This window comes from Falsiroseomonas sp. E2-1-a20, assembly GCF_051433195.1.
Taxonomy (GTDB): Bacteria; Pseudomonadota; Alphaproteobacteria; order Acetobacterales; family Acetobacteraceae; genus Falsiroseomonas.
The window spans coordinates 1-17,896 of the sequence record NZ_JBHMFT010000008.1; the positions used below are offsets into that span (position 1 = coordinate 1).

The following is a 17,896-nucleotide window of genomic DNA, read 5'->3' on the forward strand; positions in this document are numbered from 1 at the left end:
GGGCGCGCACATCGCCTTGGTCAGCGCTGTCCTGGCTGGTGGCGCCATCGGACGCGCTCCTGAGCCGGAACCCGCTGGCGGTCCTCCGAGAGGGAGAAGAGTCAGGGGTTGCGACGGTGGCGGAGATGATCAGGCAGATGGAGATCGACGCCTATGGCTGAGGCAGCCGGTTACTATGCCTGACCCTGCGTACGACCGAGGAGCCGAAGCAGCGATGACGGCTGACAACGATATGCAGCCCGCCGAAACCGATGCAAGCGAGGCGCTTATGGTGGACGACGACCTCTACCTCGCCTCGCGCTAGTAGTAGGCCTTGATCGGTTCTAGGCCGGCCGCACGGGCGCGCTCTTCAATGGTGCGCAGCAATTCGCGCTTTTCCGCTGTGCGGAGCCGGCCCTTGTTCCGCAGGCGATCGACGTATTCAGGTGTGTAAACGATACCAGCGCGCTCAATCGCGGCCTCCACCTGCGCTGACAATTCATCAAGCGTGATGCGCCTCATTCTGTTTCGCCCCCGCTCTTAGCGATGGACTGGCGGCGCACCCCGCGCGCCGCTGCCTTGGCCTCTGGCTCATCCGACAAACCCGCCCGCGCAGCCTCGTACGCCCCGACCTGCCTGCCAAGCTCGGCGTAGTGGGCCTCAACCTGCGGACCGGGCCAATTCAACAGTAGATCGAGCCGACCAGCGGCTCGCGCATCTCGAACCTCGCGCAGCAACTCGGCGCCCGACGGGGCGGTCCTACCGGGATCAATCTCCGCGCGAAAGCGCCGAGAACGGTCAACCGCGGTCATGCGCTCGTCGGCCTCACCGCTCGGACCGCTCTCTTTAGAAATCGGCATCGCAGCCCGCTCCACTCGGCTCCGGTTCCGGCTCTTGCGCAGGCCGATCCTGCGCCAGCCGAGCCCGGAATGCGGCTACGGCATCAGCCCCAGGCACCTCTTTGAGCGAGACGCCGACACCCGACAACACGCCCGCCGCCCGCCGCTGACACCACCCGCGAAGGAGGTCGATCGGGGGATCAGCCACTGGCACCCTCCCCTCGATCCAGGCCGCAGCCTCTACAGGATCGCCATCTAAAGCATCGACCACCTCTCGCCAGAGAACCTCGTCAATAGGGTACATGCCAAACTGCGGGTCTTCACCGCTCAGCGCGCGGAGAGCCACGCGATAGGTGGCCATGCACAAGCCAGCGAGACCATCAACCCGGACCCACCGCTGCAGATGGCGTCTGTCATCGAGCACCACCCAATCCCAGCCGTCGTCATGGAACGCCGACGTGTAGTCACGAAGCCGTCTAGTTTCTTCGGCCGGATCTCCGCACTCCTCGGGCCACGCTGGTCTAGGGGTGAGGCGGTGTGAACCCAGCCAGGCCAGCACCTCGTCGCTCACCGTGGTGCTCGCCCCGCCCGCGCAAACTGGGTCCTCGTGCAGCAGGCTGATATCGAGGCCCTCAGCGGCAAGCTTCTGGACTAGCTCCTCCTGTTGCAGGGACCGACGCCAGAGCGACGCAACCACGATCCGAGCGCCTGCCAGCCGCGCCAGGCGATCGACCAGCCAGACCCCCTGCTCGTCGAATGACACGGTGAGCATGGCCTGCCTGCGGCTCTCCCAGGTTCCTTCGGCAAGCAGAGAGCGCGCGGCCGCATTGCGCTCATGCAGCCACCGACCTCGGGTCAGCAGCACCCCGTCGACGTCCATGAAGACTACCCGTGGCCTCATCCCCTCACCCGCCATCTGCCGGCCCCTCACCACTGAACCACCGAAGCACCTCAATCACCGGACGATCAACCCGCACAAGCTTGCCACCAGATAGGAGCAACAAGGAGCCGCCGTCGTCATCGGAACACACAGCAGGCAACGCAGTAGCGGCAATTCTGTGCACCCGGCCGTCTAAATCGCGGACGAGGACATAACGGCCAATCCGGCTTCCGCTTGGAGGGCTGTCCATGCCCCCTCCCCTACCCGCGCAACCGCCAGGGCTCGGCATGAAGCCGCACCTGATCAGCCGTGACATCTCGGGTGAGCCGACGCCGGCGCCGCCTCAGGTCACCTATCAAAAGCCGCAAAAGCCGGCGGTCCTCGAAGCGGCCGACCTCGCCGATAGGATGGCGATGCCGGATCCTCCAAACCTCACGGATCGCCTCGAAGATCAGCGCGATGGCTGCACGCTGCACTCCCGGTCGAGCCAGGACCGCGGACGGGATAGGCGGCAGGGTTGAGCTCGGGTGAACGGGAGGACGGGGCATGCCGCCATCTTAATGTTCCTGATGCGTTCTCGGCTACCCTGAAATTCGATCACACGGCCCGCCTCACCCGCTGTCAGCCGGGCCGGGTTTCAAGCCCCCCTACCCTACCGCACACCTCCTCCGCTTAGGCACACGTCCCGACCACGATCTGCATAGCGAGACTTCTGACCACATCGGCACCCTCTGGTGATCCGATGGCAAACTCCCGCGGGACCTTGCCTCCCAGTCCGGATATAGGCTGCAGCCACCATCGAGCCGCGCCGTCCTCCCCAAAGACAGATTTGACCGTCGCAGTGACCTCGGCGAGGGCCGGGTTCGCCGCATCTAGGGCGAAAAGCTCGGCGCTAAGACGCTCGACCTCATCCACCGCCGCCTTCAGTCGGGCCAGGATCTCTTCCGCCCGTGGCGCCCCGTCGCCCGCACACCCTCGATGATCTAGGTTGCCCATCATAATGACCGACGCCCTTCGCTGCTTCCTGGATATAGAAGCCTCCGGCCTCTCCGAGGACAGCTACCCCATCGAAATCGGCATTGCCCTCCCCTCCGCTCTTGGCGGCGGAGACTGGGAAATCCTGTTGCTGTCCTGGTTGATACGGCCAGCCGCAACATGGCTCGACAATCAGGACGCATGGAGCACCACAGCCGAGCAAGTTCACGGCCTGACGCTCGACCAGCTGCGGAGCGAAGGCTTCGATCCCGCCCGCGTCGCGCGCGAGATCGACCGGGCGCTCGGCGGACGCACGCTTATCGCGGACACCGGGCCAGCAGGTGCTGACGCCTTCTGGCTGAAGCGCCTGGCAGCGGCTGCCGGCCAGCCCTGGTCATCCTGCTCATGGCCAATCCAAATCCGGAGATCTGATTGCCGCCGCGGCACGCAGAACCGGCATCTCCCGCTCGCGCGTCGTCAGGATGATCCTGGCCGCACCTGAAGCAACCCACGCCGCCGCCGAAGATGCACACCGCGAGGCGTGGATGTGGTGCGATGCCATGTCCCCAGATGTGCCCCGGCAGACCATCTCCGACGCCAGCGCCTATCGCCGCCGGTGGCCCTCGCCACGGGTCCCGGCATAACGCCCGGCCAAACCGGAGGTATCTAGATCATGGCCCTGGTCCTCCAGAGGCGAGGTGAGGTTGCCGAACCTCAGCCAGCATCTTCTGCGCCATGCCGATCGAGACCATCCGCGCCTGGATAGGCCGCGCCCCACAGGCGGAACACCGAAGCCGCTCGCCCAACCTATCCGAGGAAAAGCTTGCCCCGAGCCTTGCCAGTAGGCGGACGGCCGAAACCGCAGTCCGTTTGCCGCATGCGCAGTCGATCACCGCCATACCGCGCGCGCCCGCCGCTATGATGCTCATTGCGGCCCGATAGCACAGCCGAACACGCTCCGAATCCCCCTTCTTTTCGCCGAAGGTCCGCGCCGGAAACGCCTAGCTTTCAATCGTGTTCTTTTTTTGTTCTTTGCTTCGCCGGGGGGCTGTACCGGTGGACCGCGCCGGCCCGATGCGCACGATCAGTATCGGCCCAGCCTGAGAGCGAGCCTCGTGGATATGGAAAAAGAAGCGACACTCGCAGCCCTACGTGCCCGAATTGGGAGACTGGAGAGGCCGGCTGTCGTCGACGGCGAAAACCGGGCGATATCGAATGCAGCCATCGACGCGCATCTGCCAGGTGGAGGGCTTGCCCGCGGCGCTGTCCATGAGCTCGCGAGCGACATTAGCGGTTGCGGTCCCCGCGCCGCCTTCGCTGCCCTTCTTGCCGCGCGGAGTTCTGGCACAACGCTTTGGATCGGCCCCAACTCGGAAGCGGGGCCTCCGGGCCTGGCAAGATTCGGGCTTATGCCCGCGCACCTAGTCCTCGTCGCAGCTCCAAAACTGCAGGATGGGCTCTGGGTAGCGGAAGAGGCTCTCCGCTGCCCAGCCGTCACCGCCGTCGACCTGCATAAGACGACGGTCAATTTGCTTTATAGTTAAATTTGGCTTTTTTAAGGCTTGAAGATGGTTTGAGGATCGAAAGTGGGGGCCTGGACTCGGATCGCTGCCCGCGACGAGGTTGCCATGATCCACCGGCCCTGAAAGCGAAGAAATTGGCCCGCGCCCAAGGGGGCCTGGCTGTTCGCAATGCTTTGGTCGAATCTCGCCATGGCTCAGACTCTTGATGGGACGTGGAATGGAAGCCTCCACTGCTCTGGCACTGCCAGCGATTCGCACGCCCGCTACCGCACCCGGGTCACGGTCACGGTCTCCGGCAGGTACGCAACTGCCGATGCGGCGGGAGGCAGGACAATCTGGCAGGTGGCGGGTGTGGTCCGCGAGGATGGCCGGGCCACCTTCCACGGTACCGAGGAAGGTGGCCCGACAGGGCATCCCCGTTGGCCGTTTCGGTTCAGCGGCAAGTTCACGACAGGACGCTTCACCGGTCAGGGCGTCATGAACCCCATATCCGTGTGGCGCCGCGACTGCACGGTAGAACTGCGGCCAGCCGATGCCGTGCCAGGAGGGTCGCAGGCGGTAGGGATCACCGGCCGCGAGGTCAGTCCGACCGCGGCCGTCATTGACAGCCCGGGGCGGCAGCGCACCGGGCGCTGGACGGTGCCAGCGCTCATTGGCATGGCCTGCCGGCCCGACAAGGGAGCGCCTGCCTCGCCGCTTGTTCGCACAGCAGGGTCGACGGTGAGTGAGAATCTCAGCCGGCCAGCATCGACCCCCGACTCGGCGCTGGTGGGGGGATCACTCACCCAGAGCCGATCCACCGGCAAACGCGCCTGTCCTGGGGGGATTACACACGGAACTGGGGGGGCTGCTCACGGAATCGCGGTTGTCCACAGGGGCAGCACTCACCCCTTCTACTAGATTCAGAATCAACTTCTTCCAAATAGCCTGGTGAGTAATCCCCCCATTGACCTAAGCGGTCATCGCACGCTTCCGTAGTGAACGTTGAGCAGCGCCGGGGCGAGTCCATGAGCATTGAAGGAGAGCCCGATTTCGGCGCGCGGCGCCTGGTTCTCGTGCACGGACGCGATACGGCGCGTGCGATGGTCGAACCGGAACAGAAGCGGCTGGTGGACATCGCGGCTGAGGTCATGGGCGACGACGTCGGCCGCATCGGCATCACCTACACCGGCTTCTGCCTCACCGGTCTCCCGCACAAGCGCCTGCCCGATGAACACCCGTGGGAAAAGAAGGGCCACAGGGTGACGCTGCTCATCGAGCCGGGACGGATGAAGATCGGACGTGGCCCGGCGAAGCTGCACGGCGTGCCTTACGGAGCGCGTGCCCGCATGATCCTGCTTTATCTGCAGACGCAGGCTGTCAGGACCGGGTCCCGCGAGGTCGAGCTTGGCCGATCCATGCGGGACTGGTTGGGACGGATGGGCCTCTCCTGGGGTGGCGAGACGGGCAAGGCCCTGCGCGAGCAGGCAACCCGGATCGCGGCCTGCAGCCTCAAGTTCTTCTGGGAAGGCGAGGACAGCGATGGGTGGACGAAAGGCGGCTTCGTACGGTCAGGGCTCCGCTTCCACCTGGCGGACAGCAATGACGAGCGGCAACAGGGCCTGTGGCAGGAGAGCGTGCTGTTGGACGAGGTCTTCTATGAGGCCTTGCAGAAGCATCCCGTTCCGCTGCGGGAGGCGGCCCTCCGCGAACTGTCCGACCGCTCCACCAGCCTCGATCTTTATATCTGGCTTGCCTATCGCCTGCATACGCTGAAGGCTCGCACCCCGGTCCGCTGGGCCGCGCTGCGCGAGCAGTTCGGCAGCAACTATGCCAAGATCAGCGCCTTCAAGCGCGACTTCATCAAGGCCCTCGGTCCTGCCGTCGCCGCGTATCCGGAGGCGCGCGTAGAACTGGCTGAAGAGGGCGTGGTACTCTACCCGTCCCAGCCGCCGGTGACCCGGCGCCTTGTGCCGGTGGGGGGCGAACTCACCCCTGTTGGACGGCGCGCCAGGGCCAGGTGAGTGATCCCCCCACATAGGGCGGGCCGATCTGGTTTGAAGCCAGGGCCCGCGCCTGGCCGCCCTCAGCAGCCCTGACCGCCGCGCCGTGCGGCGCCCCCTTCACGAGCAGGCAGACGCCAGGCTTTGCCTCCTGCCTCCGTCCAGTTCCGACATGCAATCTACCTTGCCGCTGCCCGGACGGCGGTCTTCACCGGGTCGAGAAGCTTGTGGGCATCGAAGCCGGAACAACCACCATGACCGCCAACGTCGAATGCGCCGACTAACCTCCGTCGTGCCGAAACACCGCAGCACGATGAGAAGGCCTTCTCATTCTTCCGCCCCAGCCGTCTCCGGGAGCGCCAGGTGAGTAATCCCCCCATCTCCACCGCAGCCGAGACTTGATGAGGAACATTTGTCCCATATCGTGCCTGGCGCCGCCGCGGCGTCGATTCGACCACTGGGGTCTCGCCAGGAGCGCCAGTGAGTGATCCCCCCAGGTCCTCCCAGCCTTCCGCCGGGAAGTGAATATCGATCAGTGCTGCCGCAGCCATCTGAGCGCCAGTGGCGGCGGTCATCCGCCGATACGGGGGGAACACTCACCTTGGTGCGGCCGACCATGGTGTGGGCGACGAACCTGCCGCCTGCACCTGCGCCGCAGCGTCCAGGATATCCCAGGGTCCTTTGACCCGGAACATCTGACTCGGGCGCGACCGCTTCAAGCAACGTTGCGCAGGGCGTCGCGGATGGTCTGCGCGATGCGGTCGATGTCGGCCTGCGCCAGGACCAGCGGCGGCGACAGCACCAGCATGTCGCCCGCCGCCCGCACCAGCACGCCATCCGCGAAGCAGCGACCCGCGACGGCGGGCCCGCGCGTGCCGCCACGCGGCGCGAGTTCGATGGCGGCGAGGATGCCGATGGTGCGGATATCCACCACATGCGGCGCGTCGCGCAGCGCGTGGATCGCATCGGCGAAGGGAACAGCCATGGCCGCAGCGTTCTCGAAGATGCCGTCCTGCTCATAGGCTTCCAGAGCGGCGAGGCCGGCGGCGGAGACCAGCGTGGCGCCCATCGGCACGGCACCGTTGGTCAGCCCCTTGACGCAGGTCATGATGTCCGGCGTCACGCCGAAGGCCTGGCTTGCGAAGCAGGTGGCGAGGCGGCCGAAGCCGGTGATGACCTCGTCGAAGATCAGCAGGATGCCGTGCCGGTCGCAGATGGCGCGCAGCTTCTCCAGATAGCCGAGCGGTGGCGGGTAGACCCCGCCGGAGCCGGTGACGGGCTCCACGATCACCGCCGCGACGGTGGACGGGTCCTGCACCGCCAGCAGCGCATCGAGCGCATCGGCGTGTTCCGCGCCGTGGTCTGGCCTGCCGCGGGGAAAGCCCATGTGGGCGGGGTCGTAGGGCAGTGGCAGGTGATGAACATCGGGCAGCAGCGTGCCGAAATCCCGCTTGTGGCGGCCGATGCCGCCCACCGACAATCCGCCGAACCCGAACCCGAACCCGAACCCGAACCCGAACCCGAACCCGAAGCCGTGGTAGGATTTCGCGCGGCCGATGAATTTCACGCGGCCCGCATTGCCGCGCACGCGATGGTAGGCGCGGGCGATCTTCAGTGCGCTGTCCACAGCCTCGCTGCCCGAATTGCTGAAGAACACGTGCTCCAGCCCATCTGGCGCGACCGCCACCAGGCGTTCGGCGAAGGCAAAGGCGCCGGGATGGCCCATGCGGAAGGAGGAGACGAAGTCGAGCCGCCCGGCCGCGGCGCGGATCGCCTCCGTGATTCGCGGATGCGCGTGGCCGGCATTGACGCACCAGAGGCGTGCCATGCCGTCCAGCACGCGCCGCCCGCCGGATTCGACGTAGTGCATGCCCTCCGCGCCCACGAACATCATCGGCGCCTCGCGGAAGGCGCGCGCCGCGGTGAAGGGCATCCAGAAGGCTTCGGACAGCGCGTTGGGGCGGGGGTCTGCGTTCATCTTGGCCTCGCGGGGGTTGCGCGGTCCAGCCGGTCCCGCAGCCGGAACCAGACGCTGCCCGCGGCGGCGTAGAGCGATTTCAGGCGATGCAGCGGGATCGGACGCAGCTTTTCCACCGGCGGCAGCGCCAGGGTTTCGCCGCCCATCAGCAGCGTCGCCAGTTCCGGGCCCAGGGCCGTGCACCAAGCGATGCCCTTGCCGTTGCAGCCGATGGTGGCGAAGACGCCGTCATCCAGCGCGAACAGCCGCGGCAGGCGGTCCAGCGTGATCGCCACCTGGCCACCCCAGCCGTAGTCGGGTGGCGCCTCCGCGAGGTGCGGATACAGCCGCGCCAGCATGTGCCGCTGGGTGCCGAAATCCCCCGGGCCGCGCGGCGCGCGCAGCCGGCCCTTGCCGCCGACCACCAGGCGGCCATCCCGATCCGCCCGGAAATAGCGCAGCACGCGGCGCGTGTCCGGCACCACGGGCATGTCGGCCGGCACCACGCCGGCCCGGGTCGCGATCTGGAAGCTCCAGACCGGGATCATGGTATCGGCCAGGCCCGGCCACACATCGCCCGCCAGCGCATTCGTCGCCACCAGCACGCGCCGCGCCCGCAGATGGCCCTCCGCCGTCGTGATGCGCCAATCCTGTCCCTCGCGCCGGATGGCGGTGGCGCGGGACGGCGCATGGAGGGTGGCGCCCGCCGCCAGTGCTGCGCGCGCCAGGCCGCGGGCATAGGCCAGGGGCTGCACGCTGCCGGCGCCGGCGTGCAGCCAGCCGCCGAGATAGGCCCGGGTGCCGAACATCGCCGACGCTTCCTCCCGCGACAGGGCCCGCACCGGCGCGCCGGCCCGCTGCCAGGAGGCGAGGCGGGGCGCCATCAGCGCCAGCGCCGCGTCCGTGTCGCCAAGCTGCGCCCAGCCACTGCGGGAGGCATCGCAGGCGATGCCGTGGCGCGCGATCAGCGCGAAGGTCGTCTCCGCCGCAGCGGCGCCGAGGGCGTACAGCGCCGCGCCACGCTCCGGCCCATAGAGCGCGACGGCATCGGCCACGTCATGCTTGAAGCCCGGGATCACCTGCCCGCCATTGCGGCCGGAGGCCCCGGCCCCGGGCGCCGCCGCCTTCAGCACCGTCACCGCCACGCCGCGTTCGGCCAGCGCGAGCGCCGTGGAGAGGCCGGAATAGCCGGCGCCGATGATGGCGACCTCGGCCTCCGCCGGGCCGCGCAGCGGTGCCAGCGCGGGGCCGGCCGGCGCGGTCGCGTCCCAGAGCGGCGTCATGCGGCGCCCCGCAGCCGCGCCAGCTCGCCGGTCAGCGCCTGCGCCGCCCGCAAATGGTCCCGCAGCAGGCGGGAGGCGGCGGCGTGGTCCCCGGACTCCAGCGCATCGAGGATCGCCAGATGCTCCGTTGCATTCTGCCGCACGCGATCGGCCCCCAGCACCCAGCCGTAGTTCAGCAGGCGCCGCAGCCGGTTGTGCTGTTCCGTCGCCGCCAGGAAGAAGCGGTTGCCGGAGGCGGCGACGATGCCGTGGTGAAAGGCAGCGTTCAGCTCGAAGAAGGCAACCGCGCGCGAATCGTGCCACCGCGTCTCCAGGAAGTCCCGGTGCCCCAGCCGCATCTCGGCCGCGAAACCGGCGGGCAGCGCGTGGCCGGGCTCCAGCAGCGCCGCCGGTTCGACCGCGATGCGGAAGCGGTAGGCCGCATCGCCGCTCGGCATGCTGGCGGCCTGGAAGCAGAACCGGCTGACGGACCTGGTGGTGGTCGGCGTCGCCACGCTCATGCTCTCCATCCCCTCCTTCTGGCTCGGGCTGATCCTGCTGCTGGTGTTCGGCGTGAAGCTCGGCTGGCTGCCCGTGGTCGGCTTCGTCGGCTTCGGCGAGGATCCGCTGGTGGCGGCCGGATACGTCGTGCTGCCGGTGGCAACCCTGGTGCTGGTCGAGGTCGGCGTGCTGACGCGCATGGCGCGCGCGGCCACCATCGACGTGCTGCGGCTGGATTACATCAGCCACGCCCGCGCCAAAGGGTTGTCGGAGTTCACGGTGATGCGGCGGCACGCGCTGCCCAACGCCTTCGCGCCGACGCTGACCCTGGTGGGCCTGGTACTGGGCAACCTGCTGGGCGGCATCGCGGTGATCGAGACGGTGTTCACCCTGCCGGGCCTCGGCCGGTTGCTGGTGGAGGCGATCTTCCAGCGCGACTACCCGGTGGTTCAGGGCGTCATGCTGTTCGTGGCTGCGATCTACGTGGAGGTGAACCTGCTGGTCGACCTCGCCTATTCCGCCTTCGACCCGCGCGTGACGGCCGAATGAGGGTCCGGGCCAACCTGCTGCTGGGTGGCGTGCTGATCTCCGCCGTCGCCGCCATCGCCATCACCGCTGCCTTCTGGACACCCTACGCCCCGCGCGCCGTCAATCTGCGCCGCCGGCTCAACCCGCCTTCGGAGCTGCATTGGCTCGGCACGGATGAGTTCGGCCGCGACGTGCTGTCCCGGCTCATGGCCGGGGCCGAGACCAGCCTGACGGTGGCGGCGGTGACGGTGCTGGTCGCCATGTTGCTCGGCATCTCGATCGGCCTGCTGGCCGGTTTCTTCCGCGGCTGGACGGACCGCGCGCTGATGGCGCTGAACGATGCGCTGCTGGCCTTCCCGGGCATCCTGCTGGCACTCGGCCTGGCCTATGCGCCGGCCGTCGCCCGCGTGGTGCGCGGCAGCGTGCTGTCGCTGCGTGAACGCGAGTTCGTCGAGGCCTCCCGCGCCCTCGGCAATTCCGAGGCCTACACCCTGTGGCGCCACGTGCTGCCGAACTGCGTCTCGCCGCTCACGGTGCTGGCGACCTCCATGTTCGGCTGGGTGATCCTGTCGGAAAGCGCGCTGTCCTTCCTCGGCCTCGGCGTGCCGCCGCCGGCGCCGAGCTGGGGCAACATGCTGGCCACCGCGCGTCCCTACCTGGAATCCGCCACCTGGCTGTCCATCGCGCCGGGGGTGATGATCGCGCTGTGCCTGCTCGGCACCAACCTGCTGGGCGATGCGCTGCGCGACCTGCTGGACCCGCGCAATTGACCAGCCTGCTCAGCGTCGACCGGATGCGCATCGGCGCGAAGCCGGACTTCATCGCGGTGCAGGACGTGTCCTTCGACCTGGCGCCGGGCGAGATCCTGGCGCTGGTCGGTGAATCCGGCTCCGGCAAGACCGCGACCGCACGCGCCGTCATCGGCCTGCTGCCGCCGGGGCTGGCCATGCTGGGCGGCAGCGTGACCTTCGACGGCACCGCGCTGCATCCCGGCAACCTGCGCCCGCTTCGCGGCCCCGGCATCGGCATGGTGTTCCAGGAGCCGATGACCTCGCTGAACCCCGCGCTGCCCATCGGCGTGCAGATGGCGGAGGGGCTGGCGCTGCACACGAAGCTGCGCGCCGCCGAGATCACAAGCGCCTGCCAGGCGATGCTGGCCCGCGTCGGCATCGCCGATCCTGCCGCCTGCCTGCGCGCCTTCCCGCATGAATTCTCCGGCGGCATGCGCCAGCGCATCATGCTCGCCTCCGTCATGCTGCTGCGGCCGAAGCTGCTGATCGCGGATGAGCCGACCACGGCGCTGGATACGCTGACCCAGGCGGAGGTGCTGGACCTGATGGTGGCGCTGACGCGCGAACAGGGCAGCGCCGTGCTGCTCATCACCCACACCTCGGCCTGGTCGCGCGCTATGCCGACCGCGCCCTGGTGATGCGCCGCGGCCGCGTCATCGAGGAAGGCGCCGCCCGCGCGCTGCTGGCCGCACCGCGGGAGGCCTATACCCGCGCCCTGGTCGACGCGCTGCCGCGTCGCGGGCCGCCTCCCATCCCACGCGCGCCCTCCGAACCGCTGCTGCGGGCGGAGGCGCTGACGGTGGATTTCGCCGGCCGCCGCCGCTTCTTCACCCGCGGCCGTGCGGTGCAGGCGGTGCGGGGCGTGGACCTGGCCGTGCATGCGGGGGAAGCCGTGGCCCTGGTCGGGGGCTCCGGCTCTGGCAAGACCACGCTCGGCCGCGCCATGCTGCGGCTGGTGGAACCCAGCGGCGGCCGCATCCTGTTCCGCGGCCAGGATATCTCCCGGACGCGGGGCCCGGGCCTGCTGCCGTTCCGGCTGGCCTGCCAGATCGTGTTCCAGGACCCCTATTCCTCGCTCGACCCGCGCATGCGGGTGGCGCAGATCGTCGATGAACCGCTGCGCCTGGTGCCCGGACTCTCCACGGTCGAGCGGCTGCATCGCGTCGATGCGATGCTGGATGCCGTGGGCCTCGCCGGCTTCGGCGCGCGGCATCCGCATGCGCTGTCCGGCGGCCAGCGGCAGCGCGTGGCGATCGCCCGCGCGCTGGTGCGGCGGCCCGATTTCATCATGGCGGATGAGCCGGTTTCGGCGCTGGACATGACCATCCAGAAGCAGATCCTGACCCTGCTGCGCGACCTGCAGAAGGCGCATGGACTCGCCTGCTTGTTCATCTCCCACGATTTGGCCGCGGTGGGGGAGATCGCGGATCGTGTCGTGGTGATGCAGCACGGCCAGGTGGTGGAGGAAGGCGGGCGCGACCAAGTCTTCGATGCGCCACGCCACGCCTACACCCGCGCATTGCTGGACGCCGCGCCGCGGCTGGAGAGCCAGGGCGGCCGGCAATCTCCAGCCGGCAAATAGCTGAATGTAGCCGCGCCGCCGTGCTCCATCTCCCCCGCGGCGCCGGCGACGCAGCTTGCCGTTCTACCCCGCCCGCGGCGGGTCGAAGGCGCGGATCGGCGGCAGGTTGCCGGTGAAGCGCTCGACCTCCACCACGGTGATCTGGCCGGTGCAGCCCTGGGCGAGCGCCGAGGTCCCGGCATCCCGCGTCAGCACATTCGGGTTGCCGTGCACGCAGAGCGGCCGGTCGTCCTCCGGGTCCTCCGGATCATACCAGGCCCCGGTCGCCAGCTGCACGACGCCGGGGCGGATGTCCGGGGTCAGCCGCACCGCGGCCAGGCAGGCGCCGCGGGCGTTGGACAGCCGGATGACGTCACCATCGGCAATGCCGCGCGCCGCCGCGTCCGTGGGATGCATGGTGGCGACCTCCCGGCCGCGTCGTTTCGAGCCGATGCTGTGGCCGCCGAAATCGAGCTGGCTGTGCAGCCGCGTCGCGGGCTGGTTGGCCACGAGGTGCAGCGGCGTGCCGGGGCCGGGAGTCTCCTCGGGCGGCAGCCAGGTGGGATGGCCGGGGCAGCTTGCCTCGCCGAAGCCGGCCACGATCTCGGAGAAGATCTCGATCCTGCCGCTCGGCGTCGGCAGCGGGTTGGCGTGCGGATCCTCGCGGAAGGCACGCCAGGGGCCGCCATCGTCGGGCGCCTGCGGCAGGCGCAGGCTGCCCGCGGCCCAGAACGCCTCGAAGTCCGGGGCGGGCAGGCCCTGGTCACGCAGCGCCTGCTGCGTGCGCGCATAGAGGTGGCGCAGCCAGCCGCGGCTGTCGCGGCCTTCGGTGAAGGCCTGCTCCACGCCGAGGCGCCGGCTGAGGGCCGCGAAGATGTCGTGGTCGTCCCGCGCCTCGCCGTAGGGTTCCGCGATGCGGTGCATCGCCACCATCAGGGCATCGTGCGAGCTGTAGCCGATGTCCTCGCGCTCCAGCGTCATGGTGGCGGGCAGGACGATGTCGGCGTGGCGGGCCGTGGCGGTCCACGCCTGTTCGTGCACGACCAGCGTGTCGACGCGCGCGAAGGCCTGCCGCAGCCGGTTCAGGTCCTGGTGGTGGTGGAAGGGGTTGCCGCCAGCCCAGTAGACCAGCCGGATGTCGGGGTAGGTCCGCGTCTGGCCGTTGTAGCGGTAGGCCGCGCCGGGATTCAGCAGCATATCCGCGATGCGGGCGACGGGAATGAAGTTGCCGTGCCGGTTGCGTCCCTGCGACAAAGTGGGGCCGGGCACGGCGTTGGCGCGGCGGCCATAATAGCCGATGGCGCCCAGGGCATACCCGTAGCCGCCGCCGGGCAGGCCGATCTGGCCCAGCGCGGCCGCCAGCACCGCGCCCATCCAGACCGGCTGTTCGCCATGCTCCGCCCGCTGCAGCGAATGGGCCACGGTCACCAGAACGCGCTTGCCGTGCAGCCGGTGTGCCAGGTTGCGGATCGCCTCCGCCGCCACGCCGGTGATCGGCGCCGCCCAGTCGGCGTCCTTCGGCTGGCCGTCCACCTCGCCAAGGAGGTAGCGCTCGAAGACCGGCCAGCCAGCGGTGTAGCGCTCGATGAAGGCCCTGTCGTGCAAGCCCGCAGTGACCAGCGTGTGCACGAGCGCAAGCATCAGCGCGGTGTCGGTCCCGGGGATGTTGGACATCCACTCGGCACCGGTTTCGTCTGGCAGGTCGCTGTGCAAGGGACCGATCAGGATGAAGTCGCAGCCGCGTTCGCGGGCCGCCCGCATGGCGCCGCGCTCGACATGCTCGCTGATGCCGCCGCCCGCCACCATGGCGTTCTTGAGCGCCATGCCGCCGAAGGCCAGCACGACCTCGCTATGCGTCGCGACCTGGTCCCAGGTGACGTTGTGCTTGGTCAGGGCCTCGTAGTCGCCGAGGATATGCGGCACGATCACGGAGGCGGCGGCGGAGCTGTAGCTGTTGACCGAGGCGACGTAGCCGCCCAGCGCCGTGTTCAGGAAGCGGTGGATCTGGCTCTGCGCGTGGTGGAAGCGCCCGGCGCTGGCCCAACCGTAGGAGCCGCCGAAGACACCGTCCGGCCCATGCCGGTCCCGGACCCGACGCAGTTCGTCGCCCAGCAGGTCCAGCACCGCGTCCCAGGCCATGGGCACGAATTCGTCCCGTCCGCGTCGGCGGTCCGGGCCGGGCCCCCGCTCCAGCCAGCCACGGCGCACCATCGGCTGCGCGATGCGCGCGGGGTGCCGGAGCGCAGATGGAAAGTTCTGGATGATCTCGTTGGGGTCCGGATCGCCCGGATACTGGCGAACCAGAAGCTCGCCGTCGCGCATCGCCGCGGAGAAGACGCCCCAGTGCGAGCTGTGCGGACGGAATTCGGCCATCGGTTCGGTGTCGGCGCTCATGCGATTGCCTCCGGGCATGATTGAGAGGGGCTTCCTGCAGTATCATGGCACGGACGCTCAGGCGCCGCCGATACCTGAGTGCGACGTCGATTCCGACGGATGCTTCAGGCCGCGGCCCGCAACGATTGCATCGCGCCGCGCTGCCGCATCAGCAGGGTGCCGATCAGCGCCACCTGCGCCAGGCCGAAAGCGATTCCGACCCACCAGGCCGCCGCATAGAAGCCAACGCCGTCATAGATCGCCCCTGCCAGCCAGGCGCCGAAGGCCATCCCGGCGAGGCTGCACATGAGCAGCGCCGGAACGCGCCAGGTGACTTCGGCGACCGGGAACAACTCCCGCACCGCGAGCACATAGGCGGGTACGATCCCGCCGAAGCCCAGTCCATAGGCGGCGGCCGCGAGGAACAGCCCCGCCTCGTCCTGCGTCGCCAGGAAGCCCAGCATCCCCACCGTCTGCGCCAGCCCGCCGATGAAGACGGTCCACAACCCGCCGACGCGGTCCGACAGCCAGCCCCAGAACTGCCGCGCCACGAAGGCCGAGAGCAGCAGCACGGACAGCATGGCGGCCCCTACCGAAGTGCGGATGCCGAGGTCGCCGCAGAAGGCAACGAGATGCGCCGCCGGCATGGCCATGGGCACGCAGCAGAGGAAGCTGCCAAGCGCCAGCAGGGCCAGCGCCGTGTTCGGCGGCATCCCCAGCACCGGCGAACCGGGCCGCGACCGGATCCCGCCTGGCCCGCTCAGCGGCACCGGCGGCGGCCGCAAGACCAGCGCCGCCAGCGTGACGATCACGGCCGAGGCGGCGGCGCCATAGCCCAGCATGGTTCCCTGCCAGCCGAAGGCAGCGATGCTCCGCTCGAAGAGCGAGGGCCAGACAAAGCCGGCGACGTATTGCCCGGAGGAGACGAGAGCCAGCGCCGTCCCCCGCCGCCGGTCGAACCAGAGCGACACATAGGCGAGCATCGGCGGGAACAGCGCGCCATTCCCGAAGAGCCCGACGCCGAGGCCGATGCCGACCAGCAGCGACCATGGCTCCGCAAGCGAGGCAATGACCAGCCCAGCCAGGATCGCCGAGCCGCCAAGCATGGCAACCGCACGCTGCCCGAACCGTCCCGCCAGAAGCCCGCAGAGGACGCCGCCGATGCCCGTGCCGAGATAGGCGAGCGAGGTGGCAAACGAGGGTAGGGACCGGCCCGAGCCCAATGTCTCGGAGATCGGCACGAGGCCAACGACCACCGTCAGCGGGGCGCCTGCGGCAAAGGCGAGCATGGTCAGGGCGGCGGCGGCAATGATCCACGAATGGCGCGATTCGATGCTTTGCGCCTGGTCCGCGCGGATGCCGCCTGCTTCCCCCATGAAGGAAGTCTCCATGCGTCCGGCACCTGGGACAAGCCCCGCACGGCAACGACGGTGGGCACGGCGCCCCGCGCGAGCCGCTTGCCGCTGGATCTACGGCTTCAACGGGGTGATGCCGGCGCAGGTCTTCTCCTTCCCCCCCATCGCCCTCCTGGTGCTGATCGGCGTGGTCGAGGGGATTTCCCCGCCAGGAAGGAAGCCTCCCAGACCTTGCGCGCCAGCCAGATGCGGACCTTCCGCGCGGTGACGCTGCCGCTGATGCTGCCGGGGCTGGCCAATGGCTGGCTGGTGATGTTCGTCGGAAGCCTGGCGGGTTTCGGCCACCCGATCGTGCTCGGCGGGTCCTTCGGCGTGCTGTCCGCCGAGATCTTCTTCGCTGTGGTCGGCGCGCAGCAGGATTTCGGGCGTGCGGCGGTACTGGCCGCCATCATGCTGGTCGTGGCGCTGACCGCCATGCGGGCAGCCCGCCTTCGCCCGCGGAGTGTAGGACGAGCCACCAACCGCCTGCCGGCAGTCGAAGGCAAGCTCGGTGCGGGTCGACATGCCTGATCCGGCCTTGCTGGTGACCTTGCCACGCGCCGAACCCGAGGCCGTCTGCCGACTGCGGATGACCCGCCGAGGCCTCGCGGACGACCCGCGGAAGCAAGCCAGGACATTCTCAAGGACTTCCTGAGGTCCTCTCCAAGCGGGTGCGGCACAGGCTGGCTAGGGTCCCGTCCGCGGTCCCGGGCCGGGACTGCGGGACACTTCACACGCCGAGGAGACCGACCATGACCGAGCAAGCCACCACCCTGGAGATGCCCGCCGCCAAGGCGCCGCCGGTACCCCGGCACGGGGTCGACACTCCGACGCTGTTCGCCACGATCAACGCCGTGGCCGGCCAGCCGGAGCTGGCGAAGTTCCAGTTCCGTGCCGAGAGCAAATGGGTCCAGGGCACCCACATGCAGACCACCATGCACGGGTTCTCCGGCGCGGGCGGGGAGCATACCCACAAGCAGCCCTTCATGGCCGAGTCCGATCATCCCGCCGTGCTGTGCGGCGAGGATGCGGGGCCGACGCCCGTCGAGTGGCTGCTGCACGGCCTGGCCGGCTGCCTGACCGCCGGCATCGCCAACATCGCCGCGGCGCGCGGCGTCACGCTGACCAAGGTGGAGGCGACGCTGGAAGGCGATGCCGACCTGCGGGGGATCCTCGGCCTATCGGACGAGGTCCGCAACGGCTTCTCCTCGATCCGCGCCAGCTTCCGCATCGCCGGCGACGGCCCGCCGGAGAAGCTGCGCCAGATCGTCGAGCAGTCCCGCGCCCGGTCGGCCGTGTTCGACATGCTGACCAACGGCGTGCCGGTCTTCATCTCGGTGGAGGCCTGACG

The 17,896-nt window shown here is 69.1% G+C and carries 16 protein-coding genes; 9 read left to right on the forward strand and 7 right to left on the reverse strand.

All coding sequences use genetic code 11. The features are described 5' to 3' along the window. Positions 1-300: 300 nt before the first annotated feature. Positions 301-501: a hypothetical protein gene (locus ACFHPP_RS11825; protein ID WP_437163443.1), complete on the reverse strand. Its 201-nt coding sequence runs from the start codon at positions 499-501 to the stop codon at positions 301-303. 324 nt (positions 502-825) lie between these two features. Next, positions 826-1,698 (reverse strand): HAD domain-containing protein, encoded by an 873-nt coding sequence (locus ACFHPP_RS11830; protein ID WP_437163444.1) that lies wholly within the window; start codon positions 1,696-1,698, stop codon positions 826-828. A gap of 287 nt (positions 1,699-1,985) precedes the next feature. Here ACFHPP_RS11830 and ACFHPP_RS11835 point away from each other — a divergent pair, with 287 nt between their 5' ends. The 3 genes from ACFHPP_RS11835 to ACFHPP_RS11845 all read left to right on the forward strand — a co-directional run bounded on the left by ACFHPP_RS11835 (position 1,986) and on the right by ACFHPP_RS11845 (position 6,199). Continuing rightward, on the forward strand, positions 1,986-2,219 hold the full coding sequence (locus tag ACFHPP_RS11835; protein ID WP_437163445.1) for a hypothetical protein: 234 nt from the start codon (positions 1,986-1,988) through the stop codon (positions 2,217-2,219). A gap of 479 nt (positions 2,220-2,698) precedes the next feature. After that, positions 2,699-3,175: a 3'-5' exonuclease gene (locus tag ACFHPP_RS11840; RefSeq protein WP_437163446.1), complete on the forward strand. Its 477-nt coding sequence runs from the start codon at positions 2,699-2,701 to the stop codon at positions 3,173-3,175. 2,028 nt (positions 3,176-5,203) lie between these two features. Then, positions 5,204-6,199 carry a replication protein RepA gene (locus ACFHPP_RS11845; protein WP_437163447.1) on the forward strand — a complete coding sequence of 332 codons (996 nt, stop codon included), beginning with the start codon at positions 5,204-5,206 and terminating at the stop codon, positions 6,197-6,199. A 694-nt stretch (positions 6,200-6,893) separates the two neighbouring features. Here the strand turns inward: ACFHPP_RS11845 and ACFHPP_RS11850 are convergent. Genes ACFHPP_RS11850 through ACFHPP_RS11860 form a run of 3 tightly spaced genes read right to left on the reverse strand, consistent with a single transcriptional unit; the run spans position 6,894 to position 9,855 of the window. After that, positions 6,894-8,156, reverse strand: a complete 1,263-nt coding sequence (locus ACFHPP_RS11850; protein ID WP_437163448.1) for an aminotransferase class III-fold pyridoxal phosphate-dependent enzyme — start codon at positions 8,154-8,156, stop codon at positions 6,894-6,896. Beyond that, the gene (locus ACFHPP_RS11855; RefSeq protein ID WP_437163449.1) at positions 8,153-9,418 is read right to left on the reverse strand and encodes an NAD(P)/FAD-dependent oxidoreductase; all 1,266 of its coding nucleotides are present in this window, start codon (positions 9,416-9,418) and stop codon (positions 8,153-8,155) included. Before ACFHPP_RS11855 ends, ACFHPP_RS11850 begins: the two co-directional genes overlap by 4 nt. Then, complete coding sequence (locus ACFHPP_RS11860) at positions 9,415-9,855, reverse strand: FCD domain-containing protein (RefSeq protein ID WP_437163450.1); 441 nt, start codon at positions 9,853-9,855, stop codon at positions 9,415-9,417. Before ACFHPP_RS11860 ends, ACFHPP_RS11855 begins: the two co-directional genes overlap by 4 nt. Here ACFHPP_RS11860 and ACFHPP_RS11865 point away from each other — a divergent pair. From ACFHPP_RS11865 to ACFHPP_RS11880, 4 genes are read left to right on the forward strand one after another with little or no spacing between them, the layout of a single operon-like run. Further along, the gene (locus tag ACFHPP_RS11865) at positions 9,854-10,447 is read left to right on the forward strand and encodes an ABC transporter permease (RefSeq protein WP_437163451.1); all 594 of its coding nucleotides are present in this window, start codon (positions 9,854-9,856) and stop codon (positions 10,445-10,447) included. The genes ACFHPP_RS11860 and ACFHPP_RS11865 overlap by 2 nt on opposite strands. Continuing rightward, entirely contained in the window at positions 10,444-11,196 is a 753-nt protein-coding gene (locus tag ACFHPP_RS11870) for an ABC transporter permease (protein ID WP_437163452.1), read from the forward strand. Before ACFHPP_RS11865 ends, ACFHPP_RS11870 begins: the two co-directional genes overlap by 4 nt. Continuing rightward, positions 11,193-11,855 carry an ATP-binding cassette domain-containing protein gene (locus ACFHPP_RS11875; protein WP_437163453.1) on the forward strand — a complete coding sequence of 221 codons (663 nt, stop codon included), beginning with the start codon at positions 11,193-11,195 and terminating at the stop codon, positions 11,853-11,855. Before ACFHPP_RS11870 ends, ACFHPP_RS11875 begins: the two co-directional genes overlap by 4 nt. Next, a complete protein-coding gene (locus ACFHPP_RS11880) occupies positions 11,855-12,799 on the forward strand; it encodes an ATP-binding cassette domain-containing protein (RefSeq protein WP_437163616.1) in 945 nt (314 codons plus the stop codon). The genes ACFHPP_RS11875 and ACFHPP_RS11880 overlap by 1 nt, the downstream gene beginning before the upstream one ends. Before the next feature lie 63 nt (positions 12,800-12,862). Here ACFHPP_RS11880 and ACFHPP_RS11885 read toward each other — a convergent pair whose 3' ends face one another. Beyond that, positions 12,863-15,172, reverse strand: coding sequence for a molybdopterin guanine dinucleotide-containing S/N-oxide reductase (locus ACFHPP_RS11885; protein WP_437163454.1), 2,310 nt, complete (start codon positions 15,170-15,172; stop codon positions 12,863-12,865). Between the two features lie 104 nt (positions 15,173-15,276). Next, positions 15,277-16,527: an MFS transporter gene (locus tag ACFHPP_RS11890; RefSeq protein WP_437163455.1), complete on the reverse strand. Its 1,251-nt coding sequence runs from the start codon at positions 16,525-16,527 to the stop codon at positions 15,277-15,279. Between the two features lie 210 nt (positions 16,528-16,737). Here ACFHPP_RS11890 and ACFHPP_RS11895 point away from each other — a divergent pair, with 210 nt between their 5' ends. Then, positions 16,738-17,076, forward strand: coding sequence for a hypothetical protein (locus ACFHPP_RS11895; protein WP_437163456.1), 339 nt, complete (start codon positions 16,738-16,740; stop codon positions 17,074-17,076). 221 nt (positions 17,077-17,297) lie between these two features. After that, positions 17,298-17,894: an OsmC family protein gene (locus ACFHPP_RS11900; protein WP_437163457.1), complete on the forward strand. Its 597-nt coding sequence runs from the start codon at positions 17,298-17,300 to the stop codon at positions 17,892-17,894. Positions 17,895-17,896: the final 2 nt, after the last annotated feature.